Origin of the sequence: Weissella thailandensis, assembly GCF_005405465.1 — a bacterium.
GTDB lineage: Bacteria > Bacillota > Bacilli > Lactobacillales > Lactobacillaceae > Weissella > Weissella thailandensis.
Genome location: NZ_BJEC01000002.1, coordinates 1 through 26,150, shown reverse-complemented (window position 1 = coordinate 26,150; position 26,150 = coordinate 1). Strand labels below are relative to the sequence as shown.

At 36.0% G+C, this 26,150-nt stretch carries 29 protein-coding genes and 2 pseudogenes; 25 read left to right on the top strand and 6 right to left on the bottom strand.

Going from position 1 to position 26,150, the window contains the following annotated elements:
- Positions 1–229: 229 nt before the first annotated feature.
- Together FFM62_RS01160 and FFM62_RS01155 are read left to right on the top strand one after the other, a co-directional pair.
- Positions 230–2,182, top strand: coding sequence for a sugar MFS transporter (locus FFM62_RS01160; RefSeq protein WP_115470526.1), 1,953 nt, complete (start codon positions 230–232; stop codon positions 2,180–2,182).
- Between the two features lie 18 nt (positions 2,183–2,200).
- Complete coding sequence (locus FFM62_RS01155) at positions 2,201–4,408, top strand: alpha-galactosidase (protein ID WP_115470527.1); 2,208 nt, start codon at positions 2,201–2,203, stop codon at positions 4,406–4,408.
- A 100-nt stretch (positions 4,409–4,508) separates the two neighbouring features.
- Here FFM62_RS01155 and FFM62_RS01150 read toward each other — a convergent pair whose 3' ends face one another.
- The 6 genes from FFM62_RS01150 to FFM62_RS01125 form a co-directional block, all read right to left on the bottom strand.
- The gene (locus FFM62_RS01150) at positions 4,509–5,054 is read right to left on the bottom strand and encodes a GNAT family N-acetyltransferase (RefSeq protein ID WP_115470528.1); all 546 of its coding nucleotides are present in this window, start codon (positions 5,052–5,054) and stop codon (positions 4,509–4,511) included.
- A 104-nt stretch (positions 5,055–5,158) separates the two neighbouring features.
- Complete coding sequence (locus FFM62_RS01145; RefSeq protein WP_115470529.1) at positions 5,159–5,686, bottom strand: GNAT family N-acetyltransferase; 528 nt, start codon at positions 5,684–5,686, stop codon at positions 5,159–5,161.
- A 236-nt stretch (positions 5,687–5,922) separates the two neighbouring features.
- A complete protein-coding gene (locus tag FFM62_RS01140; RefSeq protein WP_115470530.1) occupies positions 5,923–7,290 on the bottom strand; it encodes an aldehyde dehydrogenase family protein in 1,368 nt (455 codons plus the stop codon).
- A gap of 166 nt (positions 7,291–7,456) precedes the next feature.
- Positions 7,457–8,575: an MFS transporter gene (locus FFM62_RS01135; protein ID WP_371851229.1), complete on the bottom strand. Its 1,119-nt coding sequence runs from the start codon at positions 8,573–8,575 to the stop codon at positions 7,457–7,459.
- A gap of 96 nt (positions 8,576–8,671) precedes the next feature.
- Positions 8,672–8,998, bottom strand: coding sequence for an AzlD domain-containing protein (locus FFM62_RS01130; protein ID WP_115470532.1), 327 nt, complete (start codon positions 8,996–8,998; stop codon positions 8,672–8,674).
- Entirely contained in the window at positions 8,985–9,692 is a 708-nt protein-coding gene (locus FFM62_RS01125; protein WP_115470533.1) for an AzlC family ABC transporter permease, read from the bottom strand. The genes FFM62_RS01130 and FFM62_RS01125 overlap by 14 nt, the downstream gene beginning before the upstream one ends.
- Positions 9,693–9,801: 109 nt before the next feature.
- Here FFM62_RS01125 and FFM62_RS01120 point away from each other — a divergent pair, with 109 nt between their 5' ends.
- The 23 genes and pseudogenes from FFM62_RS01120 to FFM62_RS01025 form a co-directional block, all read left to right on the top strand.
- Complete coding sequence (locus tag FFM62_RS01120) at positions 9,802–10,362, top strand: helix-turn-helix domain-containing protein (RefSeq protein ID WP_115470534.1); 561 nt, start codon at positions 9,802–9,804, stop codon at positions 10,360–10,362.
- 76 nt (positions 10,363–10,438) lie between these two features.
- Complete coding sequence (locus tag FFM62_RS01115; protein WP_115470535.1) at positions 10,439–10,579, top strand: DUF1737 domain-containing protein; 141 nt, start codon at positions 10,439–10,441, stop codon at positions 10,577–10,579.
- Positions 10,580–10,895: 316 nt separating this feature from the next.
- Positions 10,896–11,246 carry a hypothetical protein gene (locus tag FFM62_RS01110; protein ID WP_075269568.1) on the top strand — a complete coding sequence of 117 codons (351 nt, stop codon included), beginning with the start codon at positions 10,896–10,898 and terminating at the stop codon, positions 11,244–11,246.
- Positions 11,247–11,864: 618 nt separating this feature from the next.
- The gene (locus FFM62_RS01105; protein ID WP_115470536.1) at positions 11,865–12,956 is read left to right on the top strand and encodes a glycerol dehydrogenase; all 1,092 of its coding nucleotides are present in this window, start codon (positions 11,865–11,867) and stop codon (positions 12,954–12,956) included.
- Positions 12,957–13,179: 223 nt separating this feature from the next.
- Positions 13,180–13,272 (top strand): putative holin-like toxin, encoded by a 93-nt coding sequence (locus FFM62_RS10250; protein WP_219843350.1) that lies wholly within the window; start codon positions 13,180–13,182, stop codon positions 13,270–13,272.
- Positions 13,273–13,935: 663 nt separating this feature from the next.
- Positions 13,936–14,124, top strand: coding sequence for a helix-turn-helix transcriptional regulator (locus FFM62_RS01100; protein WP_115470537.1), 189 nt, complete (start codon positions 13,936–13,938; stop codon positions 14,122–14,124).
- A gap of 572 nt (positions 14,125–14,696) precedes the next feature.
- Entirely contained in the window at positions 14,697–14,831 is a 135-nt protein-coding gene (locus tag FFM62_RS10475; protein WP_371851228.1) for a putative holin-like toxin, read from the top strand.
- 302 nt (positions 14,832–15,133) lie between these two features.
- Complete coding sequence (locus FFM62_RS01095) at positions 15,134–15,460, top strand: hypothetical protein (protein ID WP_115470539.1); 327 nt, start codon at positions 15,134–15,136, stop codon at positions 15,458–15,460.
- Between the two features lie 99 nt (positions 15,461–15,559).
- Positions 15,560–17,116 (top strand): UvrD-helicase domain-containing protein, encoded by a 1,557-nt coding sequence (locus tag FFM62_RS01090; RefSeq protein WP_115470540.1) that lies wholly within the window; start codon positions 15,560–15,562, stop codon positions 17,114–17,116.
- A gap of 189 nt (positions 17,117–17,305) precedes the next feature.
- A pseudogene (locus tag FFM62_RS01085) lies at positions 17,306–17,614 on the top strand (Y-family DNA polymerase); the annotation flags it as partial.
- A pseudogene (locus FFM62_RS01080) lies at positions 17,614–18,135 on the top strand (IS30 family transposase); the annotation flags it as partial. The pseudogenes FFM62_RS01085 and FFM62_RS01080, both read left to right, overlap by 1 nt.
- 507 nt (positions 18,136–18,642) lie before the next feature.
- Positions 18,643–18,879: a helix-turn-helix domain-containing protein gene (locus tag FFM62_RS01075; RefSeq protein WP_115470542.1), complete on the top strand. Its 237-nt coding sequence runs from the start codon at positions 18,643–18,645 to the stop codon at positions 18,877–18,879.
- 840 nt (positions 18,880–19,719) lie between these two features.
- A complete protein-coding gene (locus FFM62_RS10075; RefSeq protein ID WP_165845867.1) occupies positions 19,720–19,890 on the top strand; it encodes a hypothetical protein in 171 nt (56 codons plus the stop codon).
- Positions 19,891–19,892: 2 nt separating this feature from the next.
- The gene (locus tag FFM62_RS01070) at positions 19,893–20,123 is read left to right on the top strand and encodes a hypothetical protein (protein ID WP_115470543.1); all 231 of its coding nucleotides are present in this window, start codon (positions 19,893–19,895) and stop codon (positions 20,121–20,123) included.
- A gap of 13 nt (positions 20,124–20,136) precedes the next feature.
- Positions 20,137–20,457, top strand: a complete 321-nt coding sequence (locus FFM62_RS01065) for a hypothetical protein (RefSeq protein WP_115470544.1) — start codon at positions 20,137–20,139, stop codon at positions 20,455–20,457.
- Positions 20,458–20,477: 20 nt separating this feature from the next.
- The gene (locus FFM62_RS01060) at positions 20,478–20,897 is read left to right on the top strand and encodes a single-stranded DNA-binding protein (RefSeq protein ID WP_115470545.1); all 420 of its coding nucleotides are present in this window, start codon (positions 20,478–20,480) and stop codon (positions 20,895–20,897) included.
- A gap of 9 nt (positions 20,898–20,906) precedes the next feature.
- The gene (locus FFM62_RS01055) at positions 20,907–21,923 is read left to right on the top strand and encodes a hypothetical protein (RefSeq protein WP_115470546.1); all 1,017 of its coding nucleotides are present in this window, start codon (positions 20,907–20,909) and stop codon (positions 21,921–21,923) included.
- A gap of 309 nt (positions 21,924–22,232) precedes the next feature.
- Positions 22,233–22,544: a hypothetical protein gene (locus FFM62_RS01050; protein WP_115470547.1), complete on the top strand. Its 312-nt coding sequence runs from the start codon at positions 22,233–22,235 to the stop codon at positions 22,542–22,544.
- Between the two features lie 10 nt (positions 22,545–22,554).
- A complete protein-coding gene (locus FFM62_RS01045; protein WP_115470548.1) occupies positions 22,555–23,340 on the top strand; it encodes a DNA/RNA non-specific endonuclease in 786 nt (261 codons plus the stop codon).
- Positions 23,340–24,023 carry a hypothetical protein gene (locus tag FFM62_RS01040; RefSeq protein WP_115470549.1) on the top strand — a complete coding sequence of 228 codons (684 nt, stop codon included), beginning with the start codon at positions 23,340–23,342 and terminating at the stop codon, positions 24,021–24,023. The genes FFM62_RS01045 and FFM62_RS01040 overlap by 1 nt, the downstream gene beginning before the upstream one ends.
- Positions 24,016–24,354, top strand: a complete 339-nt coding sequence (locus FFM62_RS01035) for a hypothetical protein (protein WP_115470550.1) — start codon at positions 24,016–24,018, stop codon at positions 24,352–24,354. The genes FFM62_RS01040 and FFM62_RS01035 overlap by 8 nt, the downstream gene beginning before the upstream one ends.
- 1 nt (position 24,355) lies before the next feature.
- Positions 24,356–25,834: a MobP2 family relaxase gene (gene mobP2 / locus FFM62_RS01030; RefSeq protein ID WP_115470551.1), complete on the top strand. Its 1,479-nt coding sequence runs from the start codon at positions 24,356–24,358 to the stop codon at positions 25,832–25,834.
- 94 nt (positions 25,835–25,928) lie between these two features.
- Positions 25,929–26,150: helix-turn-helix domain-containing protein (locus tag FFM62_RS01025; RefSeq protein ID WP_137604529.1), on the top strand; the 222-nt coding region annotated here is incomplete at its 3' end.

Below are 26,150 nucleotides of genomic sequence, written 5' to 3'. Positions count from 1 at the left end.
GAGTAAAAAAGTAAACAATTATATATTGTAGATACTCGAAACATAATTAAAACAACCAGAAGATAGTTAGTAATCACATACTAACTATCTTTTTTTTGCAATTTTATCGAAGAGAACAATCTTGCAAATAGTAAAGTAAGCGGTTACAATAGTTTTGCGGTTTGGTAAACAAGTAAACAGACTCACTTAACTGCTTTAATTTCGTTAGTTTGTTCGTGGAGGGAACATTATGCAAAATATTAATGGGCAAGAACAACAGAGTGCCTTAAAGAAAATGATATCTCGAACGTCCTATGCTTTTGGTGCATTCGGGAATGACGTTTTCTATGGTACGATTTCAACGTACTTTATCATGTTTGTTACCACACATTTATTTAATTCGGGTGACAAGGTACATGATGACCGGATGATTATGTATATTACAGCAATCATCGCCATGTTAAGAATTGTGGAATTGGTCATTGATCCATTTATTGGAAATTGGATTGATCGTACAAAAACACGTTTTGGGCAATTTAAACCATGGGTGGTTATTGGTGGGACAATCACTTCAATTACCTTGATGATACTATTTACTGATTTAGGTGGATTAAACCAATCACATCCATTTATCTATTTAGTTCTATTTGCTATTTTATATATCACCATGGATGTTTTTTATTCCTTTAAAGACGTTGCCTTTTGGTCAATGATTCCGGCATTGTCATTTAGTTCTAAAGAAAGAGAACGGACCTCATCGTTTGCCAGAATTGGATCAACGCTTGGTGGTGGTTTAGTTGGTGTTGTCGTGATGCCACTTGTGCTGTTCTTCTCTGTTAATCCAGCTAATGGTACTGGGGATGCTCGTGGTTGGTTTATCTTTGGACTCGTTGTGGCATTAGTCGGTATTGCAACGTCTTGGATCGTTGGTTTAGGTACGAAAGAAGTACAATCAGATTTACGTAAAAACGACTCAGATACGATTGGGTTTAAGCAAATTTTCTCTTCACTAGCTAAAAATGATCAATTGATGTGGATTGCTCTGACTTATGGTATTTATGCAATTGGAATCAATATTGAGAATTCGCTAGTTCTTTATTACTTCACATTTATTTTGGGAAAGTCCACTTTGTTCTCTGTTTTCCAGGGGGTAAATATTGTCATTAGTTTAGTATCTGTTTCAATCTTTCCTAAGCTAGTTGATAAGTTTAATCGTCGCCGTGTCTTTGCCGCTTGTATTGGAATTATGCTAGCCGGGTTACTGATCTTTGCATTAGCAGGTCAAAACTTTGCTATGGTTATGGTTGCTGCTGAAATGTTCCAAGTACCTCAAGCAGTTATTTTCTTGGTTGTATTAATGATTATTTCTGACTCGGTAGAATATGGTCAATTGAAACTAGGACATCGTGATGAGTCACTAACTTTGTCAATTCGTCCACTGCTAGATAAATTAGGTGGTGCTTTGTCAAACGGAATTGTTGGACAAGTTGCTGTTATTGCCGGCATGACAACTGGTGCAACAGCTGCTTCAATTACGGCGGCTGGTCAGTTGAAATTTAAAATTATGATGTTTGCCGTACCAGCATTGCTACTTATTATTGCTTTTGTCATCTTTTGGCGTAAGTCAACACTAACGGAAACAAGACACGCAGCAATTGTTGAAGAACTTGCAAAGACATGGGGAAAGACAGTTTCTGCTGAAGATAATTCAGTAACGACTGACAATGCTAAAGCAATCACCATGACATCACCAATTAAAGGAACGGTGGTTGATTTGGAGACGGTATCAGACAAAACATTTGCTAGTGGTCAGGTTGGTCAAGGATTCGCGATTAAGCCACTTGATGGAAAAGTCTATGCACCATTTGATGCAATGGTTAAGCGAGTCTTCCCAACGAAGCATGCAATTGGGTTAGTCACTAAAGACGGGGTTGCCGTGTTAATTCATATTGGCTTTGGAACGGTTGATATGCATGGTACCGGATTCGTTTCTTATGTAATTGAAGGCCAGGAAATCAAGCAGGGCACGAAGTTGATTGAATTCTGGGATCCAGCGATTAAGAAAGCTGGTTTAGATGATACAGTGGCTGTGGTTGTTACAAATCAAACAGAATTTACGGACTTTGAACAGATGCAATCAGCAAACACTAATTTAGAAGCTAACTCGCAAGTTGTCTTGCAGTTTCGTAAAAGTAAAGACTAATTATTCAGGGGGAGAGTGATGAGTAAAGCAGACTTAATAACATTTGATGATAAACAACAAACGTTTCACTTACACAATGATTATATTTCTTATGTTTTAGGAATTGAAGAAGGGGGTGTTTTAGCACATCTCTATTATGGTCAGCGAATTAATCACTATCATGGTCAGCTGAAAAATCCACGGTTAGACCGCGGCTTTTCGGGTAATTTACCCAGTTCAGATGATCGGACATACTCATTAGATGCCATCCTGCGTGAATATAGTTCAGCTGGAGATAGTGATTATCGTGTGCCATCGATGATTGTTCGTCAGAGTGATGGTAGCCGTTCAGCAATGTTCACTTATGATCAACACACAATTATGATGGGTAAGCCAAAGCTCGAGGGGTTACCAGCTGCCTATACGCAAACTGATGATGAAGCTCAGACGCTTGTGATTGAGTTGGTTGATAAAGTTAGTCAGCTAAAGTTAGCACTGAGCTATACGATTTATCGTAATCGGCCCGTGATTACGCGTTCTGTCCAAGTAATTAATAAAGGTGTAGAGGACGTCCGTCTAGAAAAAATTGCTTCAATGGCAATTGACTTACCAGCTGGTGATAAGCAGGTTATTTCTCTACCTGGTTCACATGTGAATGAACGTCACGTTGATCGGCAAGATATTAGTTTTGGGACGAAAGTGTTCCAAAGTCGTCGAGGGACAACTAGCCATCACATGAATAACTTTATTGCACTAGTGGATCGTCAAACAACTGAACAACAAGGTAGCGCCATTGGGTTAAGTTTGGTCTATTCGGGAAATCATAAAGAAGAAGTTAGCAAGGATCCATTTGGTACGTATCGTATTAATATGGGAATTAATGATGATCAGTTTGACTGGTTATTGGCGCCAAATGAAAGTTTCCAAGCACCAGAAGTTATCATGACTTACTCTAATACGGGGCTCAATGGTATGAGCCAAGCCTTGGCTGATTTGCTACAAAATAGGGTGGCTCGAGGAAAGCATCAGAAAGCTTTGCGACCAATTGTTGTTAATAATTGGGAAGCCACGTTTATGGATTTTGATGAAGAACGGTTACAACCACTGGTGGATGAAGCCAAAGATATGGGATTAGAAATGTTTGTCTTAGATGACGGCTGGTTTGGTCATCGTGATAATGATGATTCATCTCTGGGTGATTGGCAGGTATACCAACAAAAGTTTCCTAAAGGCTTACAGCATTTTTCAGATTATATCCATCAGGAAGGATTAAAGTTTGGTATTTGGTTTGAACCAGAAATGATTTCCATAGATTCAGATCTATATCGACAACATCCAGAATATATGTTGCGTGTCCCTAATCGTGAGCCAAGTCCAGCACGTAGTCAATTTGTTTTGGATATGGGTCGGAAGGAAGTCCGTGAAAACATCCATCAACAAATGAAGCAAGTATTAGATAATTGCCCAATTGATTACATTAAGTGGGATATGAATCGAAATTTGTCTGATATTTATTCGAATGATCTACCAGCTGATCAACAGGGTGAAGTCATGCATCGGTATGTACTGGGATTGTATGAACTGTTGGAGGAGCTCACGACCGAGTATCCAGATATTCTATGGGAAGGTTGCTCTGGTGGTGGTGGCCGTTTTGATACCGGTATGCTATATTACATGCCGCAATCATGGACAAGTGATAATACGGATGCTGTTGCTAGAATGCAAATTCAGTACGGTACATCATTGGCTTACCCAATTTCATCAATGACGTCACACGTTTCTGTATCGCCAAATCAACAAACTGGTCGTTTTACTTCATTAGAAACTCGTGGTGCGGTTGCAATGAGTGGGGTGTTTGGTTATGAATTGGATCTAACCCAGATGACTGAAGATGAAAAGCAAGCGGTTAAAGAGCAAATTGCATTTTATAAAGAGATTCGGCCAATTATTCAATATGGTAAGTTTAGTCGATTACTTAATCCAGAAGAGACAAACTATGCTGCTTGGATGTTCGTCAGTGAGGATCAGCAAGATGTTGTGGCATTCTCCTTTAAGATTTTGTCAGAAGCGCAACCAGCGTATCATGTCTTAAAGTTAACGGGGTTGATGCCAAATAAGGATTATCAAAATGTTGAGACTGGTCAGATTATTGGTGGTGATGAACTAATGAATACTGGTTTCTACGAAGAAGTATCGTTTGAGGACTTTGCTTCAAAAATCTATCGATTCAAAATGGTTACGGACTAACAGAACATAAATATATTTCATAATAACGAGAACGGCATCCCCTGAGTTGGAAATACTCGGGGGATGCCGTTCGTTTTTGTAGATAAACTAGTTTTGGTAACTATTTTTCCCATTCATTCTTAAGTAAAGTCCAAATATTGCCATCATGGAAACCATCCGACAGTAGTTCATTGGCACGAATACAACCATCCAAATGGAAGCCAGCCTGTTGCGCAACATGATTACTGCGCTCATTATCAATAGCTGCGTGGATTTCTATTTTGTTTACGCGATAGTCAATAAATCCTATGTGACACATACCAGACACGGCCCGATGCATGATACCTTTACCAACAAATTTCGTCCCTAACCAGTAGCCGATTTCGGCACTTTTATCCATGCTCCGAAATCGATTAAAACTGATCATACCAGCAGGTTGATCCTTGTAAAGGATAATTGTTGACATAGAATCACCAGTCCCAAATTCTGCTAATGTATCGGATAAGAACTTTTCTTCATCTGCAACAGTTTTAGTATTGTCCACCCATGGTAACCATGTTTTTAATTCATCACGACTTTCATCCATCAAGTGGAATACAGCTTCAGCGTCGATTTTTGGTCTCGGTAAAGCTAGACTAACTTCATTATCAATTTTAAATGTAAACATATTTTTCCTCCGTTGCGATAATTTCCCTGATTAAAATAAAAATAGATTGCGTAACTAATTCTCTTGTACGTAATCACTTTAAAATGCTGTGAACTATTTAGAAATTATTTTATCCATTCGGAACGTAAGACACCATATTTAACTGAATCCCAGTATTGATTTTTCCAAAATCTGACTTGGCGGATTTCAGCTTCTTTTTTAAGTTCTAAAATTTCTGCTAAACCAATCATACGATAGTTGCCTGACCAAGTTGTTAAACCGATGTGGGGGAGAGACGTGTTTTCAAATAATTCATCTATCCATTGTTTTAAAGCCAATTTTCCAATGCCCCGATGCCATTTATCCTGTTTATAAACGACAATGCCTACATCCAACCATTGGTTGAGGGGTTCATCTTCATAATAGGCTGATACCATACCGATCATTTGATTATCAACCCAGATTATTTTACGCAGGGGATTTTGTAAGTATTTATTATCTTGATTTAAATTAATAAATGCTTGCTTTTCAGGCAATTTATCATGAAAGTAGGGTCCGTTCCATTTTGTCCACTCGGCGTTAGGATTACTGAAGGCTAGGTTCCAAAAATCTATTAGTTCATCTTGCTTTAGTTCTTTTAATTGTAATTCCATATTTTTCCTTAGATGCTTTATTATTTAAATTGTTTAGTACTAGGTAGCTATTTTTTCCGTAAGTTTATTTCTGCTTTTAATAAGTGGCTAGTATATTTAATAATAAGAATACCATCAATCATTATAATTTTCTTTTAATTTTGTGCCTATTTTTGTAAATAAAAAACCATTTAGAAAATATGGTCAAATACCACAATTTTCTGAATGGTTCAGTTTATCTAGATTTAATTATTCGATTAGTACATGACTGGCTTGATATTAGCAAATTCATAGATACCCCAGTCGCTTAATTCACGGCCATATCCAGAATCTTTAACACCACCAAATGGGACTTCAGCTTGAGAACTTAAAATAGAGTTTATCGTGACTTGACCAGTTTCAATCTGTGAAGCAATTTTCCTACCACGTGCAATATCCTTTGTGTAGATGGCGCCACCTAAACCGTGACGGGAATTGTTTGCAATCTTAATGATTTCATCATCTGTTTGGGCTTGATAAATCTGTGCTACGGGACCAAATAGTTCTTCTTCGTACATTGGATTATCGTCACTCATACCAGTCAAAATTAATGGTGAGAAGCCAGCACCAACGCCAGGAACTGGCGTTGGGTCACCATACAAAATTTCAGCACCGACAGCAATAACCTTATCGACTTGATCTTGTAACTGTTGTTGGGCGCTTTTAGATGAAAGTGGGGCTAGTGTCGTCTTTTCATCTAATGGATCACCTAATTGGTATTTAGCAAATTCTTCTTTTAATGCTTTCAGAAATTCCGGATAAATTTTGGCGGATACAATATAACGTTTAGCAGCCGTGCAGACTTGTCCAGCATTGGTTAAGCGTGCTTTGACAGCATCCTTAGCTGCTACAGGAACGTCGACATCATCTAAGACGACAAAAACATCAGTTCCACCTAATTCCATCGTTGACTTTTTCAAATTTTGACCAGCTACCGAAGCAATTTTACGACCAGCATTTTCGGAGCCAGTTAAAGCAACGCCTTGTACACGAGGGTCCGCAATAATGTGGTTGATTTGGTCATAATCGGCAAATATATTGGTGAATGCACCTTCCGGCATGCCAGCATTTTCACAGGCTTCTTGGAAGGCTAACGCGGTTTCTGGCACAATGCTAGCGTGCTTTAAGATGACTGGATTTCCTAAAATGAAATTAGGAGCGAACATACGCATGACCTGAGTATATGGGAAGTTCCATGGTTCAACTGCTAAAACGATGCCAGTACCAGAGAATTCAACTTGCGCTTGGCCATTTGTTAGGTCATTGTATGGTTTTGGTTGCATGAACTTAACGCCATTTTTCGCATAATAACGTGCAAAAGAGCTTGTCTTTGCGACCTCTTGACCTGCTTCTGTTAATAATTTACCCATATTAGTTGAGAGTATACGGGCGTATTTTTCGGTGTTTTTTTCGAATTCATCGGCTAATTTATTTAAGAGTTTCGTTCGTTCTTGAATGGTTTGTTTTTGTGATTTGTCATAAAAAGCTTGGGCTTTGTCTAAAACAATTGATAGTTGTTGATCGGTTATGTTGTCAAAATCGCGAATTTTTTGTCCATTGTATGGATTTACTGCGGTATAACTCATTTATAAATTACCTCCTAAGCGGGGAACTTTTGACTACGACTTCATGATAAAGTTTCTCCTACCTATAATGCCAATTTTTTGCTTATAGGTAGGAGAAAATAAAAAAGGATTATCGTCCTACGAAATAGTAGAACGATAATCCCGTTATATATTAAATAGCAGTTCACTAATACTTTGTTTTAAAATCACGTAATAATACTAAAGATAATACAACAACCAAGTGAAGAATAAAAATGCTGAAAAATGTCGTATTAAAATTAAAACTAGTAATCATAAAACCACCAATTAATGGTCCAAGGGCACGGCCAATTGATCCAGAAAGACTACCAATAGCTTGGATTGTGCCACGATTAGTATCAGTCGCGTAGTGGTTTAATAAACTTGGAATAGCAGTCAAAGCAAGAATTTCACCGATAGAGACAAGCGTAATACCGGTGACAAAACGCCAATAGTCATCAGTGTTAATGATTACCAGATATGACAGAGCGAAAGTTAAAACACCTAAAATAACACGTAATTTATCTGCATTGAACGTCTTTGGGAACAGACGTACGATAAATGGTTGTAAAGCAACAATCTCAATTGTACTGATTGTGAATAGGATGCTGTATTTTTTGACTGAAATACCATTATCGGTCATCAGAACAGAAACATTACTATTCCATTGTTCATAACAAGCCCAAATAATAATCATCGTTAAACTCAGTAACGCAATGTAACCGATTATATGCTTATTAAGTGGACTGTGAACCATATTGTCTGTTTTAGAATTACGTAAAGTATCAATCGAAACAAATTGCAATTTGATAATAAGTAAAGCCACTAAAAATAGAATTGCTGAGCCACCAAAAACCAACTTAATATTAATACTAAAAAGAATACCCGATAGAAATGTGGCCAGACCCATACCAATATTTGCAGCCCAGTAGCCATTATTGAAGATATTAGCATCATACTTTTGTAAAAAAGCTAAATAACTATTAACCGAGGCGTTTAAAATTCCTAAGCCAGCACCGTATAACGTTAATAAAATTGGATATAACGGCCAATAAGGATAGAGAGCCAAGAGTGATAGTGAAGCGACAATGATCATCCCGCTAATGTACATGAGTGGTTTCGTGTGCCATTTATCAAATAAGCGACCGCCTACCAGATTGCCCAGCGCCATTGCTCCAGAAAAAAGTAAAAGTGTGTAACCGGCAATGACTAAGCTCATGTGGAGCACATTGTGAATATAAAGGGTAGTGACGGGCATAATTAAGCCAATTCCCATATTTACCAACATATTGGTAAATAAAATGTATTTATTTTTCAAGTGAACAACACGACCTTTCATGATTAATGTTTTTGGCTATCATAGTAACACAATCAGTGATTGATCCTAACTTAGAAAGTTGATTAAACTTAATGATAAAACGCCAACTAGAACGATCAACAAAAGACTTTTTGTGAGGATTGCGGTAATAACTGTGGGAATTGATGCTAGTAAGTTAGGGAAGTCAATGCTTGGTAAATGACCAATATGTTGGATAAATAAACTTTCGAACCATAAGCTAGACATAATAGCAATCGGAACAAAACTTAAAAATTCGATGACTTTTTTTGATAGTGTCATATTTTTTAAAATAACCAAAGGCAGGATTCGCGATAGCCAAGTAGCCAAACCACAGCCAATGATTGTATAAAGGATATAATTAGTTGAAGGCATTTTTAATCACCGTCCCCAAATAACAAGCTAGAATTGTTGATAACAGAATAACCAAATTTGCAGGAATAAAAATTAGACCAAGATAAACGACTACAAGTGTAAAGAGAATCACGATTAATTGGACATTTATTTTTATTGATCGATCTGAGATTATTTGTAAATACAATAAACCAATGAACATTGCTGTGATGGCAAAGTTAAAACCTAATTTTTCAGGATTCGTAATGAGGCTACTCAATGTCGCTCCGAGCAGTGTACCTATTATCCAAGTGACATAGGCAACAATATTTACTGTGTGAAACCAGCGAAAGTTCAGGTGGCTGTCAGTGTAGTTTAATTTGTTCATCCCCAGTGCAAAGCTTTCATCGGTTAGAAAAGTACCAATTAGAATGTTTTTAATCAATGACTCTTTTTTAAAGTAGGGTGCAAGGGTGGCACTCATTAAAATCAAACGTGAATTTACTAAAAATACAGACAAAATAATTGATAGAATGGGGCTATGTGTCAATAACATGGTGACCACGACAAATTGGGCAGCCCCCGCGTAAACAATAATTGAGATAAATAAAATAATATAGACACTCAAACCGGATGATTGGCCAATAATACCAAAAGCAGCACTAATACCAATATAGCCAAAAATAGTAGGTAATGCTTCTTTTAAAGCGGCTTTGGGTGTTAACGAATTAGTCACAGTAAAATCCCACCTTATATTTAATTTGTTCTTTTAATTATTCGTATTGTATAATATAAAAAACGCAATGTAAATCCAAATTGACCTAAATAACACGGAGGTTTTTTGTATGGATATTAATGAAGTGATTGCTAACAATTTAATACGAATTAGACAAGAAAAGAATTTAAGCGTTAGTAAATTAGCGGTACTTTCAGGTGTTAGCAAGGGCATACTTTCTCAGATAGAAAATCAAACAACTAATCCTACGATTAATACGATTTGGAAAATTAGTTCAGGACTTAATGTTCCTTATACGGAACTGATGAGTGATAATAGTGATTTCGCAAAAGTCATCACAGAAGATCACACGCTTTTCCAATCTTCTGATGATGGTTCGTATCGTATTTTTGGTTATTTTCAGACTAATATACGTAGGGATTTTGAATTATTTCGAGTTGAATTAGATGCCGGAAAAAAGCATGACTCTGTCGGTCATTCTACGACGAGAGTAGGCTCAAAAGCGGAAGAGTACATATTAGTTGTTCAGGGTGAGTTAACGTTAATAGTTGATGGGGAGACTTTCGTTGTTAAACGAAATGAGGCAATATCCTTCGATGCCACCACAGAGCATCTGTATGACAGTACAGGGGAAGATATGTTAGTCATGACAATGATCAACTATTATTAAACCTTATTAGTCAAAAAATGATGCTTTGTATGCTATTATTCTGGGTAATCAATGATTTGTCAGAGGAGGTTAATAGATGTTATATCAAGTTGTTTCAAGTGCGAAGATTGAAGATCTTGAAGAAAAAGTTAATGCACTTCTTAAAGATGGTTGGAGAGTTCAAGGCGGTTTTTGTCGCTCATCTGGTAACAATTATCAAGCGATGGTAAAAGAATAAATATAGATTGAATATGAAATAATGATTTGAAAAATGTACTAGCCAAAAGCCACCTGTCAGACAGATGGCTTTTTTAGTTAGTTATGCTTTTTTATCTAAAGATACCTAAAGAGACATGAAACCAGTGATAACAGTTGTGCAGCCGATAATTCATGGTATCTGAGCTGCAAAGGAAGCTAGACATTTTCATAAGATACGATTAGTCTATTAATACCCCTTTATGATATGATTTATTTATATACAAACTTTGGGAAGTACAGTGAAACAATTAAGTTGGGAAGAGTTACTAAAACATAGTTAAGAAGGGAAGGCTTTTGTGCAGAATAAAGTAGAGATTAATGGTGATCAATTAGTTGTCACACCGCAAGGAATAAACAAATTAGCTTCATTCCAAGGTAGTATGACAGTGCCATTAAAACATGTAAAAAGCGCTATTATCGACAACGAAATTTTAAATCAGTATAAGGGATTTAGAGGACCTGGTACGTCAATATCTGGCTATTGGGCAGGTACTTTCACTAAAGAGAAGGAAAAGACTTTTTTTAATATCAAAAAGGGTAATAAACCGGTTGTTATTAACCTAGAAAAAGAAAAATTTACGCGGCTAGTTTTAGGGGTAGATCAACCTGAAAGCTTTGTAGATTTAATTAACAATCAGATAAATTAGTGAGGAAAGTGATTGTTATAGTTTATTTTATCTAATTGTATGCCATTCAACGCATATGGTAATATCTAAGATTAAGATGTTTAAGTACAGTAATCGAGAAAAAAGGTAAATTAAAAAGACTCGTGTGACAACGAGTCTTTTTGTTTATAAGTAGACAAGGTATATGTATCCTAACTCTATGTCGAAGTTAGGAATCTTAACACATTCAGTGGTTTGTCGTATCAATGAATAACGCAAGGAGGGTGTCAAGGCGATCTTTAAGGCGGCCACATTCCAATTTCTTCAAGTTACTGTTACTATATCATTTTCTAGTGTTTAATTGTTGAAAGGCCTTTTACATGTAAAGGGCTAATTATTTGTACGTTAGGAAGATAGGCGTTCACTGTTGATATGCTAGAGACATTAAAGAGCGTTGACTAAGTCATCTTCTTCAAAATGAACAATGAAGTATAAACGGTAATCTTTTAAAAGTAAGTTCAAATGGCCAATTACTAATACATGCGTCTGTTTAAAAAAACTTTGAGCAATTAATTAGCCATCTACTTTTCATATTTGTTAAACTGTTATTAGTGAAACAAATCACAATAGGGACAGTCATTTGATATGGGGGATATTAATATGGTTAAAGCATTTGCAAGTCCATCGCACTATGTTCAGGGAAACGGGATACTAGATCATCCCAATAAACACCTCGAGAATCTTGGAGAAAAACCGATATTATTGTGTGATGACATTGTTTGGTCAATTATTGGTAAAAAATTAAATCAAACTTTGGCAACTGATTTCACAGTGACGCATGTGACATTTGGTGGTGAAGCGTCAGAGAAAGAAATTGATCGCGTTGTTGCAATTGGTCAAAAGAATAGCAATGATTTTATCATTGGCCTAGGTGGAGGGAAGACATTAGATACCGCAAAGGATATTGCTGATAAATTGCAAGTCCCTGTTGCTATCTTGCCAACGGTCGCTTCGACTGATGCACCATGTTCAGCGCTATCGGTACTTTATACACCTGAAGGACAATTTACCAATTATGCTTTTTATGATAAAAATCCGGATATTGTTCTAGTTGATACCAAGGTTGTTGCTAATGCACCCGTTCGAAATCTTATTGCTGGTATTGGTGATGCAATGGCTACCAATATTGAGGCACAAGATGTTGCTAGAGGTTATAATAAGTCAATGATTGGACAATCGCCGACGCTTGCATCATTAGCAATTGCACAAACGTGTGAAGATAATTTGTTCGCGCATGCCCATGAGGCCGTTGCCGCAGCAAAAGCTAATGTTGTGACACCAGCATTAGAGACAGTCGTAGAAGCCAATACGTTATTAAGCGGTATCGGCTTTGAGAGTTCAGGATTAGCTGCTGCTCATGCCATTTATAATGGATTTACTGTTCTTTCTGGTGAAAGTGAAAAGATGATGCATGGTGAAAAAGTTTCCTACGGTTATCTTTGTGAATTGGTGTTGGATAATGTGCCGACTGAGGTTTTAAATGAATATATCGATTTTAATCAATCGTTAGGCTTACCAACCACTTTGGCTGACTTGCATTTGGAGAAAGCAACCTATGACGATTTCCTGAAGGTTGGGCAACAAGCAACTATTCCAACGGAAACAATTCATCAAATGCCATTTGATGTAACGGCGGAAGATGTTGCAAATGCGATTATGACAGTCGATAGTTATGTTAGAAATCGGAAGTAGAATAAGTTAGCCGATATAGTGAGACTGAAAATAGATAAATAAATTAGCATATATACTGGTTAAAAAGTCGTTAAATCCGTTGATATAACAAGGGTTTAACGACTTTTATGATATAATAAATTTATGGGTTAAAAGGCGGTGGCTAATCTTTCCGAAAGGGGTTGATGCCTATGGACAAGTGTTCGTAGACTTCAAAATCTAATGAAAGGAGGATTAGCTGAACATGTCTGTTCACGATGCAATATCTTTAATGATATTGTTCGGGAGCTTTTTGTTGGCATTGTTGACATATATCGACAATCACAACAAAAAGTAAGACAAACTAAAAACCGCCCTTAACTTTAGCGAGTGAGGCGGTTTAAAATATATATTTTATACAGCCACCGTTGAAGTAGCCCAGGCCTCGTGTTGGTAGCCCAGGCCTCGTGTTGGTAGCACGGGGCTTTTTTGTTTACAACTAAATTATAGCATGACTTGTTTTATTGACCAAATAATAGCCTATATTAAGACTAAAGTAATATGTAGCCTAACTCTATGTCGAAGTTAGGAACCTTAACACATTCAATAGTTTGTCGTATCAATAGCGCAAGGAAGGTGTCAAAACGATCCTAATGACCAATAGGGGAAAAGTGAAACTGATCAACCATTTAAAAAAGATAAGCATGGTAATTTTGAAAAAATCCGTCATGCTAATGGTATTATAATAAATCCAAGGATAATCAATAAAGAAATGACGTAACAAGGAAAACAAGAGATTAAACAAATGCATCGGAGGGTACAAGACATGGATGATTTGATTTCACAAAATATCAGTGATGAGTCATTATCTCGGCACATTTAAAATTGCTAGATATATTCGTTAAAGTTAATGATGGAAGCGTTCGCAAATTTATTCCAAGGCATTTTTGACATGGAATGAAAATGATGTAATATATAAATTACAAAAGTAATATATATATTACCTTAGAAAGAAAATTTGATGAAAAACAACGTAAAACAAGTTCGAATATCCTCGTCTATTACACAGAAAGATTTAGCAAAAATGGTTGGCATAACAAGACAGACATTAAGCTTAATAGAAAAAGGACAATATAATCCGACTTTGAAGTTAGCTATTGGTATTGCGAAGTCTTTAAATGTAACACTTGACGATTTATTTTGGAATTAGGGGGGAACTATGAATAGAAGGAAAATGGATGAACGCTTAAAAGTTAGAAAAACTAAACTAATCTATTATGTTGCTATAATTCAAAATATAATACTAGCTACAGAACTGATTTATGAAGCAGTGTCTGAAAGTAAGCCGTTGCGGGAGGTAGTTACTTTTGATAACCCTATAGCAGTTATATTCTTAATTTTTTTTCATTCCAGTTTTGGTTATTTCACTAGTCTATGGTGTAAAAAATGACGATGATGATAGAATTGGCCATTTACCTATAATAATTTCAACAATTATTTTGACTGGTCTATTTGCCGTTATTATGTTCCTAATTGATGGATCAATCAGTGCTAGTATGGGCTTAGTGATTTTGATTGTGGGTATCTTTTTATTTCTTTTTTCTGAATTCATTAATTTTTATAGGGAAAATTAATTGATTAGATGTCGTGCAAAATAAGCTAGGAGTAACTAGCCTAGCACAATCTAAAGTCTTAATATATACAAATTAAAAATGCGTTGGCTAATTTTCCGAAAAGGGGTTGATGCTATGGACAAGTGTTGTAAGCTTCAAAATCTAATGAATGGAGGATGAGCTGAACATGTCTGTTCACGATGCAATATCTTTAATGATATTGTTCGGGAGCTTTTTGTTGGCATTGATTGATAATCACAAGAAGAAAGGCAAATTAAAAACCGCCCTTAACTTTGACGAGTGAGGCGGCTTAAAACTTATTTTGAATCAGCCACTGTTAAAATAGCTGGGCCTCGTGTTGGTAGCATGAGGCTTTTTCTTTACGTTCAATATAGCATGTTAAGCTAAGTCTGATTAAAACTTGGCTAATTTATTGAATCTAGTTTTGAAATCCAATGGTTTATTTAAATAGTTGTGACTGTATGTACATGGTCTATTTTTATACCCACGTATATACTAGATTATCAAAAATCAAAATATAAGTCTAGTAATTATTTAGTTTTTATTGATAATTAAACTAAGCAACTAAAAGGGGAGTCTAGTTTGATGACAATATTGATTCAAGAAAAATACTATCTTAAATGGTTAGCCAAGTATATTCATAATCGAAAAAACAAATTAATAGCCGAATTTGCTGACAGAAACCAAAAGACAATTAATGATAAACGTGATATTTATCAAACTATAAGTACAAATGATTTAGCCGACTTAGCATTTAGACGAATTGAAAATGAAAAGTCTATTATCAGAATGGAAGATAACCAAAAAGAAATATTAAAGTTGCAAGCAATTGAAGATTCACCTTATTTTGGTTATGTTGAATTTTGTGAAGATGGAGAATCTGAAACGGAGAGTATTCATATAGGATTTTAAGGAATTACGACATCACAATACGAATCTTTAATTTATGATTGGCGCACACCAATTGCATCACTTTATTACGATTATCCAGTTGGTAGAGCAAGCTTTTTTGTGCCAAGTGTTAATAATAAAATAAGCGGATTAAACAAGTATAAAGCGCAAATTATCATTAAAGATCAAATTATTCAAAAAATTTTACCCACTACTGATACGCCGAATGAAGATGCTTTGTTATATGAATTACAACACTCAACTTCTTCAAAAATGAAGAATATTGTTTCTACCATTCAAAAAGAACAAAATGATATTATTCGTTTAGAAACAGGTAAGGATATAGTTATCCAAGGTGTTGCAGGATCTGGTAAGACATCTGTGGCGCTACACCGTATAGCATATCTGCTATTTAAAAAAAGAGGTACTCTAAATGCCGAAAACTTTTTGTTACTAGCACCTTCAAAAGATTTTGCCGAGTATATTAATAATGTCTTACCTGAAATGGGTGAAGATATGATACCTGTTAAACAGTTAGATGATATTGCTCTTGATAATCTGACTAACTCTTGGAAAAAGAAAAGTGAGGCAAAATCAGAGTATATCTATCGTATAAATCATGATCGACAGTATAGAAAACGATACATTGGTAAAAGTAACCAAGACGTCATTAAGATTATGAAACAATTTAAAGAAACAATTGATGAAATTAATTTTAATCCACAAGAGATAAAAACACCCACTGGTATGATAGATATTGATCAAATAAATTATCTACATAATCAAGTAAAAGGGTTGCCAATTAGAGAAAGAATCAAGGTATTGACTAACATTCTATTTGAGAAAACAAAAATGAATTATCCAAAGTCGAAACATGCTGAGTCACGTGCACAGTTAAAGCAAGTGATAACAAACATGTTTGTAAATCATAATTTAGAGCAATTATGGCAGAGTTTTAAAAGTTATGCAGGTCAATTTGGGGTGGAATTTGTTAATAAAAAAATTGAGTACGGGGATATCTTCCTGTTAGCGATTTTACAATTAATGTTAACTGATGCCAAAAAGTATTCGGATAGTATTAAATACTTGATTATCGATGAAATGCAGGACTACTCGGTTGTTCAATACTGGTATATTAATCAAATTTTTTCTAAAGAACAAAAAATGATTCTAGGAGATGAGAATCAACAGTTACTTCCAGGTGGAAGTGATGTCATGCAGATACTCTCAATATTTACTTCGGCTGAAAAGATGACGTTGGAGACTAGTTATAGATCTACTAAAGAAATTATTAATTTTGCTAACGCGTTTACCAATCATAAATTACAAGCTATTAATCGTTCAGGTGAAAAGGTTCAAAAGATAGGTAACCTAAACGAGTTGAAAAAACATCTTTTAAAATTAGATGTTAAGAATCAAACAATTGCTATTGTTTATCCTATCAGTTGGTCAACGGCAAATGTAAATCATTTAGAGCACATGATTAATTCTAATAATGGTAATATCAGTATTATAGATACTGCTGTTGCCAAAGGTTTAGAGTTTGATCGTGTTTTTATGGTGGGGTATTTTGATGACTCGAAGGAGACGTTAGTTAGTCATAACGAAATTTATGTAGCTGCTACCAGAGCTACAAAAGCACTTTATTGGATACCAAATGAAAGTGATTATGAATAAATTTAATATGATTCCTCAAAGAAAAGTTTGCAATGAAATTAAGATCCTCATACTACGGTATGAGGCTTTTTATGTTAATCATGAATAAGATTATTTGATATAACGCATAAATAATTGATTTACAGAAAATGATATTAGGTTTAAACTAACATTGTTAGGAAATAATAAATTATCTAATGAGGTATTGTGATGGATGTACAACAAGTGACAAGCAATGAACTAAGACGAAAAGTGATGGTTATTGATTCCAAAAGCTTTTATGCCAGTGTTGAAAGTGTTGATCGGGGCTTAAACCCGCTGACTTCGTTGTTAATCGTGATGAGTCAACAGGAAAATACCAATGGTGGGTTGGTTTTAGCCGCGTCACCACGGGCAAAAAAAGAACTGGGTGTTAAAAATGTGATGCGTCAACGTGATGTACCAGTTGATGATCAGCTATTAATTGTCCAGCCACGGATGAATCGATATATTGCGATGAATAAGAAAGTTAATGATATAAAGTATTTGGTCATTGGGAAATGGACGGGGTTGAAGGACCAATTAATGATTCATTATTAGTGACGTTCGTCGAGCGAAAAAAACGGTTTCAAGTGGCTTTAAAAGCGAAATCTAAACGAGCAGTCGACATTTTAAAAGTGGTGATGCAATTTAAAGACCGTTTTGGCCCTTATGTGAAATCAATCACATACGATAATGGCTGGGAATTTGTGAATGGTTTGGTCACCAAATATATTCGCCAGTATTTAGGTGATTTGTATATTGCGAATAGTTACGCACCGTATGAACGTGGCACTAACGAGCGCACCAATCGTAATCTACGTGCCAAATGGTATTTTCCCAAAGGCACACGCTTTAGTGATGTTAGTCAACAGCGTGTGGATCAGGTGGTTAAGGAAATCAATAGCAAACCGCTAACACACGCTAATAAACAACAAAAATCACCACAATATTTGTTTAAACGGGCAACTAAGCATTTAAGACAACGCGGACAACGGCCGAGTCAATTAGTGGCTAGTTAATCAAAAACGACTCAGAACGTAGCTAAAACAACACTAAGATAAAGAACGCCTGATTAAAAACTGCATTTTGATGAGGCGGTGTTTGGTGTGTCTTAAATCTTAAAATAGTTTCTGGCGAGTCGCAATTAAAAAGCGTACTTAAATTAGGTTTAAAAAGAAAAAAGCGCATTAAAGAGAAAAAATACCAAAAAAAGACTCAAAAAATGTTGTAAAATGACTTTTGTTATAAAAATGTAAAAAATGCCGGTGTAACGTTGCGTCAAATACTTGACAGCATTACATTTATATTTAAGGCAACAAGAGACATGGAACCCTTGGTATTACAGGATTTGTAATCTTGCTGCCAGTGAAAAAAGTGGAGCAGTTAATGCTTCTTTCTACATAGCTGACAGCAAAGTCCCTTGTTAAATCATAGGGGCTTTTTTATAGGTCTCGATGCCGATGTGTTCGGTTTATTTTTTGGGCTGAACGTATCGAATACAATACTTATAGAAAGGAGGCTTGCCGATGAGCTATGTTGATGAAAAGACGTTAGCTAAGGCATTTCGAGAGTGGCGACGAAAAAATCAATATTCGATGAGAGCAGCTGCTAAAGCGGCTAATATGACCGTACCAGCCGTTCAACGAATTGAACAAGGCGCAATTCCTGAATTAAGAAATCTGCAACGAGTTGGGGCGGTGTTTCATATGACAGGTGGTCAAGTATTTGATAAATACTTTAGCGATATACAAAAAGATCAATAACCTAAGATAACATCACACCGACCAAAGTGAACGATGTTATCAAAAGCTATTGATCTTCCAAATTTAAATAAAATACCCTCTGTTGATAATGGCACTGGCATACCGTTTGGAACAGATAGTACAAATTGCATTTTTGTAAAAAACGATAAAAATGTAGTTGGTTTTAGTGCGCTCTTTTTGACTAAACCATACGTCTGCCATTATAGCATTTTTTGTGTTACTTGTGAAGATATGACCCAAGCCATATCTTGTGGCCATAAGCGTGCGGAAATGACGTTACTAATGTCCACAGAGGGGGTGTAGTAACGTTTTTTATTACACCGACATTATCCCGAAACAGTTACACAATGCGACGTCGTAATCCTGTATGGGCAGTTGGAGTTCGCATCGCTCACACGTCGTCAGAAGGGTGCCTGAGAACGACGTAGCGGGCGTTTAAAGTAATGTGAAGTTAATGATATTCACTGGTGGTGACAACCATGTAAATGCACAAAAAGGTCAGGGTGGACGTACTGAAAATGGCGTCACACGGCAATCATAATTGATTCATGGTGCTTAGTTCATAATTCGACCGTTTAACTCGAAATGATGTTGTGATTGTGGCTGGGCAGTGCTGGCTTTAAACGTGTGCCAATTCTTGTAATTGGACGACAAAACAGTGATTTTGATCACTCTGATCGAGGTTAGTGTTTTGTTGGGATAGCTCGCTTTAAGGGCGAACTCTCCTAACTAACGCTACGCGTTGTTTTGATGAGTTAAGCACCAGTAGATAACATGAAATGCTTCACCGAATAATGAAAGCTTTGTCGTTAAAGTGAGTAGTTAAAGAGGAAAACAAGGATGTTAGCAAATGATTTTATATTAAGTCAAAGAGTAAGTAAGAGATGTGAAAAATTAGTAAGTATTTTGTGGAGTAAGTGGTTGCTAATTGGTTTATGGCAACGTACTTTCATGAAATGGCAGAAGGGGGTTGTATTAATTGGATTTAATGCAGCAGAGCCAGGGAGGTAACGATGATGGATTTTAAATACATTGCAGTTGATCTAGGGCGTCAACGTATTTTAATAGTAGCTAATTCAATGGCAGAGCTTAATCGATTTATTCTGTCTCAAAGAGGTCAAATGGTTATTCAAAAGCAGGCAGTTTGGATTTATCGAATTGATAGCCAAACATTAAATCAAGTTCAACAAAAGATGGCACAAACTGGTGCATCATTTGGTCAGTTAGTGCGTCCGACCGAATAAACGGGGGTAGTTTATGTGGAAACAAATGGAATTACCGTTATTTGTTGATGAGCCTGAAACCAATATTTATTTTGCTAGATGTTTGCAAAGCGATGGTTTAGTTGGTGTGGGGCATTTTGTCAGCGTACTAGATAAAGATGAGATACTTGTGGGGCAAGTAATGGTAGCAAAAGATGGTCAATTGTTCGTTATTGAAGATGCAGCAGTTAATGAACAGATTTCGGATAAAGATTGCTTAACTGAGGTAACAAAAACATCACAAAATTTGGAACAGTTTCTAATAGAAAAGTTGCAAGGTGGTTGCGATAATTTAGAACATCTTTTTAATAAGTAGGAAGAAATAAGGGGTAAGTTATGCAGACAAATATTCATGTTGGTCGGCTTGTAAAAGAGTTTGAACTACAAACAGTTGGTGAAAAACAAGATATTAAAATGGTACGTTTTGGTTTAGCTGTGCAGCGTTATTTAAGTAAAAAAGCTCGTACGGATTTTATTTATTATGTGGCGTTTGGTAAAACTGCTGAGATGCTTTATCAATATGCAAATAAAAAGGGTGCGCCAATCGAAGTACAGTTCAATATACAAAGTGAAATGTATGAAACGACAGAGGGACAATCACAATATCGAGCAACTAATGTGGTCACGTCATTCATGCCGTGGACGACGAAACAATCTGAAAAAGAGATTGCTAAAAATGACGGTATGGTTGATGAGTATGAGTCAACTTTGCAAGGAATAAATGGTTTAACAAATGAAGATTTAGAGATTAGGTAGGAGGCTTTAATGCAACATGTCAAGGTGAAGTATAGCGAAAAGCCACACCTGAAAGAAAGGGCTGGATGGTGGAGTAGAACTTGGTATAACTGGCGAGTATGGCATGGTAACCACAAATATAATCGGTATGATCAACATCGAAAATCAGTGACAATTAGGTTGCTTGGTTTACTTGGAATTGGTGTTGCGATCATTGCTTATTCAATGATCATGCCGCGGCCATCAGGTACCGTTTCAACTAAGCTTAATCAGAAAATGGCATTCGGCAATCAAGGGGCAAATGTACAGCTGACAGAGAAAAGATTTAATGAAGATTCGGGGTTACTTGAACTACATTTTAAGTTCACTGGTAATAACAATGAATCAACTTTATCAGGTATTAACATGAAACGCTACAAGCTTTCATTTGCAGGTGATCGTTATATTCAATCAGGTCAGTCTGAGTATCATATTATCCCAACGTCAGCGAATACCATGGTCGTTCAGTTTGAAAAATTAAAGACGAATTTCCAGGATGTTCGGGTCACGTTTGAGGATAAAACAGTTGATACTGCGGACATAAATATTGCAACTAATGAGAGTGATAGCTCAGTTAAAAAGACCCAATCGAGCGATCAATTAGCAACGGTGATTGTTAATAATGATGATCAATTACACATGAATAACAAGCTCAATGTAAAGAGTAAAAAGCAGTTAGTAATTGCACAAACGAGTGACAATATTCAAGAACAACAGCAGCATATTAAGAAAGATAAAGCAGCAATTAAAAAGTGGCAAACAGCTATTGATGAACAGGAAGAAAATATTAAATCAATCCGTGTACAAATGAAAGATATGATGGATGATGAACAAGATCAAGCAAGCGAATCAATTGAAACTTATGAGTCGAAAATAACAGACTTTAGGAAAGATATTTCTAATGCCAAAGAAGATATTTCAGACGAAAGAAATAAGATTCAACAATTAGAAAAACAAAAAACTAAGCAACAAAATGGACAGTTAAATGTCGCCAAGTTATTTGAATAAAAGCTTGCGGAATTGACTAATAAAAATGACAATTCCGCAATATTTTTAACCAAAAAATACGTTAAACAAAGGTTAAACAAGGGGTTCAACATAGGTTAAACAAGACGTTAAATAAAGGTTCAACAGGGGGTTCAACATAGGTTAAACAATTTAAATCTCTTAGTATCAAAAGGAATGCCCGCACAGCGGGGTTATATCACAGCGTGGTATCATTCCCCCTTAACCTGTTAATTATTATTTATTGGTTTTGAATTTTATTTAGCCTCGGTTAAATAATTTAAATTGAACTTAGTGATGGAGGATTATTTAATGGCAAATCAATTCGTACTTCGAAACATATCAGACCATACTTTAAAAATTCTAGATGAAGAGGCTGCACGTAATAAGATTTCACGTAATGCACTTTTACAAATTATTATAGATAACTTTGTACAGAACTTAGAGCAAGCAAATGCTACTGAGATTTTATTAGAACCATTGCAGGATGTTACTAAACAGTTGAATACATTAACGCATGTCACGACTGAATCACAACATGCAATTTCAAAAGATTTAGTGACATTAAATGATTCGATTAATCGTATGATTCAATATATGTACGACGATTCTTACGGTAGATAGGGAGGTTAGAATGTATAGTTTTCATCATCGTTGGTTTCGTAGATTTAGTATCATTTTCGTGATTGTTTTGGCACTGCTTATTTTTATAAAACGTGATGCGATTTTAGATAAAGTCTTTAATCGAGTTGGGGAATCTAGTGCTGCACCTGTTGCTAAAAATATTGATAATCAATCTAATGACTTAGCTGCAAAAGATTACACGAACCAACAAACAATTCCAGTTGCAAATAATCAACCCGACTTTAAACAAAGTGAATTAGAAACACAAAAAGGTGGTTGGTTAGACCTATCACCACGAGATTGGTTAGGTCGACCAAAACAAGCCAATGCCATGTTAGATAAATCGCGAATGCCAACTGAAAAAAGAGAACGATTAACAGTTAAAACGCCTGGCTATCATGTTTATAAATTTAACCAGACCAGGCAGGAAAACTATCTTTATAATCGGTCACATTTAATTGGTTATCAGCTATCTGGTTTAAATAACGATGCCCGCAATTTAGTTACTGGAACGATGGCATTTAATGCGACTCATCAATATGATCAACAACAGTCAATGGAAGATTACGAGAACGCAGTGGCTGATTATTTGAAACAATCATCTAAACATTTTGTTCGTTATCAAGTAACACCGTTATATCGAAATGTGGAACGTGTCCCACGTGGTGTAGAAATGCAAGCTCAGTCAATTGGTGATGATAGTATCAAATTCCACGTGTATGTATTTAACAGTCAACCAGGTTGGCAGATTAATTATTATACTGGAACCGCCTTACAGAAAAATGGAGAGAATTAATGATGCAAACATTAAGTGAATTTCGACAAAAATTAAAGCGTAAAAATCAGAATCGTTTAAAGTATTTAAAGAAGAAATTTAAAAATTATTCAGATGAAGATTTAGACCCAAAAGTAGCGGATGAAGTACATGGAATTATTAATGTGAATGAGTTGGTGGATCATGAAATTGATAGTGAGAGAAATCGTAATGGTCATGTCGGTATTAGAATAAGCAGCCAAGAATTATGGTATCGAGATACATTAGTTAGCTGGTTAAAACAGCATCCGGAAACAGGGATTGATACAGATAAATCAGCAAGCCTATATCGCTTTACTATGAACTTTTTTGTTAATCAAGTTATCCTTAATCCTAAAAATAACACGTTGTCTTACGCTCAATTACTAGAAAAAATGGATCAATTAAACGATGTCGACCCGATGCTTAATGAAATTAATTATCAGATGAAGGACATAAAGGAAATTGCCTCATTTACAGCAGCGATGGAGTATCTAGAAAATGTTACGTCATTCGGCCCGTCTCGACAGCTTGATGATGTTATACAAACAGATATTCGCTCAGAGTTAGACGATTCTAGTCAGTATGCGAAAGACTTTGCTGCTTATCAAGAACGTCGTAAGCAGGATCTAGCTCATAAACAAAAACGTCGTAGTAATGAAGGATTGGAGTTTAAACATGACTAAAACATCATTTGATTTACAAGCAGCGTTGGAAAAGTTACATGAAGAAGATTGGTTGCATCCAGAAGAAAAGGCTTTTAACGATGTTGATGATATTATCGAATCAGAAAAAGATAAAAAGTATCAACAAAAGTATTATTGGGTGGCACAATTTTCGCACATACTGATTAATCAATTTGACCAAAGTAATCGTGCTTGTTCACGTATTTTACGGCAGTCTGATCATAAATATATTGCACGTGCTATTAAACGTTTTCCAGAAATTGACTTTGATAATTTATTAGAAATTCAAGAAGCTTTGGATACGTATTGTAAGGAGCAGGGGGTGAAATAAGATGGCAAAAACGGGGGGCTTTGCTAATTTTGCAACCGGTGAAAAAAAGACCGGTGCTGTATTGTTACCCACACACTTTTCAACGGCATCACAAGCAAATAAAGAAGGTAAACAATTTGGTAATTTAGTTCGAACGTATGCGGCGAAAAGTTCTAAAGTCATGGATGAAAATAATCAGTCACTGGTGGATGTTACTGATTCGGAAATGATCATAACAGCTAATGATAGCTTTGGATACAGTTCTCGCTTTTCGGCAACGGGTGACGAACACCCACTATTTGATGGGCAGACATTGAACATGACTGATGAGCAGATGGATCGTCTAGAAAATCGTTTAAATACCGCACAGAAAAATGGTAATATCTTACATGAAATGGCTTTTTCAATGCGTGGTGATTGGTTAGGTGAAAATGGCTTATACGATCCAGAAACTAAGCAATTAGACCAAGATCGATTAAAGCGTGCGGAACAGCATATTGTACAAGATTTATTTGATAAAGGTGGGGCGCAGCCGTTGGGTGAAAGTCCAGATGATGTTATTTGGTTTGGTGCTGTTCATCAAGATACAGACCACTTAAACATGCACATTTGGTACGCTAAAGAATCTAAAGAAACACGACCAAGTATGTTGCATAAGTCCGGTGAACCCAAAGGGGTAATTGACTTTAAGGCCAAGAAACAAGCAGAGAGTAAATTTCGCTATGAGTTAGAATCAGATGCTACTAAAATTAAACGCGCTGATGTCTACGAAGCAGTGGGTAATTATCGTAGTAGCATTAAAAACGATACGTTATCTAAGTTAGATGAAACGCACCATTACGCGGCCGACCTTCAGAAAATTTTTGAGGTATTGCCAAAAGATTTACGGGGACGTTGGAAAGTTGGCAATACTGATAGTATAGTAACTGACGACTCTAGCCGGATGGCAACAGCTAATCGGCAAATGAATCAATTAATTGATAAGATGCTAACGCATGAATTGAAAGATGATTATCAGTCCTTTCAAGCAACCGCACAAAAAATGGATGGTATGATGCAAGAGACACATGGTCAACAGCATCAGGGCCAATTAAAGTGGTCAGAAAAGCAAGATAATCGGTTGCGTAAAGAATTAGCTAACGGGATTTATCGACAATTCAATGAAAACTTTAAAGAACCAACCAATGACCAGCAGATAAAAAATAAAACTGATCGCTTGTTTCAAAAAAATAAGGATGGTAACTTTGAAAAAATTCGCCAGGCGAATGGTGTTGATAGAAAAGGTAATGAATCCAAGGATATTCAACAAAACAAGGATAAAAAAAAGAACCAACCAGCTCATAAAAAAGTCGTTGCTCCGATGGGTAAGATGAATAAAATTGCCAAAAAAATGACGCAACAAAGCAAGCAAGAGGTGCAGCAGATGCATCGGATGCTGCAAGATATGGATGATTCGATGTCACAAAATGTTAGTGATGAATCATTATCTCGGCATATCTAAAAAACGACATAATAAAAGCCGTCCTAGACTTGAAGAAGTCGGTGAACTGAACCCCGTAAGTTGGAGTAATTTCCAAAACTTACGGGGTTTTACTATGTTTTCAAAAGAAGTACAAATTGAAGCAGTCACGATGTACCTACAAGGTATTCCGCCTTATAAAATACGGAAAAAGTTTGGTATTAAAGGAACAGACACCATTCGTAACTGGGTTACTAATATCAAGGAACTTGGTGTCTATGGATTAAACAACGCTAGTCAAAGTAAGACAAATTATCAATATTCCTTTAAAATCAAGGTAATTCAATGGCGACTTGAG

Excerpts from the sequence above, each read along its gene's own strand:
- FFM62_RS01040 (WP_115470549.1), top strand. The coding sequence starts at position 23,340 with ATGATGCAAACATTAAGTGAATTTCGACAAAAATTAAAGCGTAAAAAT.
- FFM62_RS01050 (WP_115470547.1), top strand. The coding sequence starts at position 22,233 with ATGGCAAATCAATTCGTACTTCGAAACATATCAGACCATACTTTAAAA.
- FFM62_RS10075 (WP_165845867.1), top strand. The coding sequence starts at position 19,720 with ATGTTAGCAAATGATTTTATATTAAGTCAAAGAGTAAGTAAGAGATGT.
- FFM62_RS01155 (WP_115470527.1), top strand. The coding sequence starts at position 2,201 with ATGAGTAAAGCAGACTTAATAACATTTGATGATAAACAACAAACGTTT.
- FFM62_RS01045 (WP_115470548.1), top strand. The coding sequence starts at position 22,555 with ATGTATAGTTTTCATCATCGTTGGTTTCGTAGATTTAGTATCATTTTC.
- FFM62_RS01140 (WP_115470530.1), bottom strand. The coding sequence starts at position 7,290 with ATGAGTTATACCGCAGTAAATCCATACAATGGACAAAAAATTCGCGAT.
- FFM62_RS01070 (WP_115470543.1), top strand. The coding sequence starts at position 19,893 with ATGATGGATTTTAAATACATTGCAGTTGATCTAGGGCGTCAACGTATT.
- FFM62_RS01035 (WP_115470550.1), top strand. The coding sequence starts at position 24,016 with ATGACTAAAACATCATTTGATTTACAAGCAGCGTTGGAAAAGTTACAT.
- FFM62_RS10250 (WP_219843350.1), top strand. The coding sequence starts at position 13,180 with ATGTCTGTTCACGATGCAATATCTTTAATGATATTGTTCGGGAGCTTT.
- FFM62_RS01120 (WP_115470534.1), top strand. The coding sequence starts at position 9,802 with ATGGATATTAATGAAGTGATTGCTAACAATTTAATACGAATTAGACAA.
- FFM62_RS01115 (WP_115470535.1), top strand. The coding sequence starts at position 10,439 with ATGTTATATCAAGTTGTTTCAAGTGCGAAGATTGAAGATCTTGAAGAA.
- FFM62_RS01060 (WP_115470545.1), top strand. The coding sequence starts at position 20,478 with ATGCAGACAAATATTCATGTTGGTCGGCTTGTAAAAGAGTTTGAACTA.
- FFM62_RS01075 (WP_115470542.1), top strand. The coding sequence starts at position 18,643 with ATGAGCTATGTTGATGAAAAGACGTTAGCTAAGGCATTTCGAGAGTGG.
- FFM62_RS01145 (WP_115470529.1), bottom strand. The coding sequence starts at position 5,686 with ATGGAATTACAATTAAAAGAACTAAAGCAAGATGAACTAATAGATTTT.
- mobP2 (WP_115470551.1), top strand. The coding sequence starts at position 24,356 with ATGGCAAAAACGGGGGGCTTTGCTAATTTTGCAACCGGTGAAAAAAAG.
- FFM62_RS01160 (WP_115470526.1), top strand. The coding sequence starts at position 230 with ATGCAAAATATTAATGGGCAAGAACAACAGAGTGCCTTAAAGAAAATG.
- FFM62_RS01095 (WP_115470539.1), top strand. The coding sequence starts at position 15,134 with ATGACAATATTGATTCAAGAAAAATACTATCTTAAATGGTTAGCCAAG.
- FFM62_RS01100 (WP_115470537.1), top strand. The coding sequence starts at position 13,936 with ATGAAAAACAACGTAAAACAAGTTCGAATATCCTCGTCTATTACACAG.
- FFM62_RS01055 (WP_115470546.1), top strand. The coding sequence starts at position 20,907 with ATGCAACATGTCAAGGTGAAGTATAGCGAAAAGCCACACCTGAAAGAA.
- FFM62_RS10475 (WP_371851228.1), top strand. The coding sequence starts at position 14,697 with ATGGAGGATGAGCTGAACATGTCTGTTCACGATGCAATATCTTTAATG.
- FFM62_RS01135 (WP_371851229.1), bottom strand. The coding sequence starts at position 8,575 with ATGTTGGTAAATATGGGAATTGGCTTAATTATGCCCGTCACTACCCTT.
- FFM62_RS01150 (WP_115470528.1), bottom strand. The coding sequence starts at position 5,054 with ATGTTTACATTTAAAATTGATAATGAAGTTAGTCTAGCTTTACCGAGA.
- FFM62_RS01065 (WP_115470544.1), top strand. The coding sequence starts at position 20,137 with ATGTGGAAACAAATGGAATTACCGTTATTTGTTGATGAGCCTGAAACC.
- FFM62_RS01105 (WP_115470536.1), top strand. The coding sequence starts at position 11,865 with ATGGTTAAAGCATTTGCAAGTCCATCGCACTATGTTCAGGGAAACGGG.
- FFM62_RS01130 (WP_115470532.1), bottom strand. The coding sequence starts at position 8,998 with ATGCCTTCAACTAATTATATCCTTTATACAATCATTGGCTGTGGTTTG.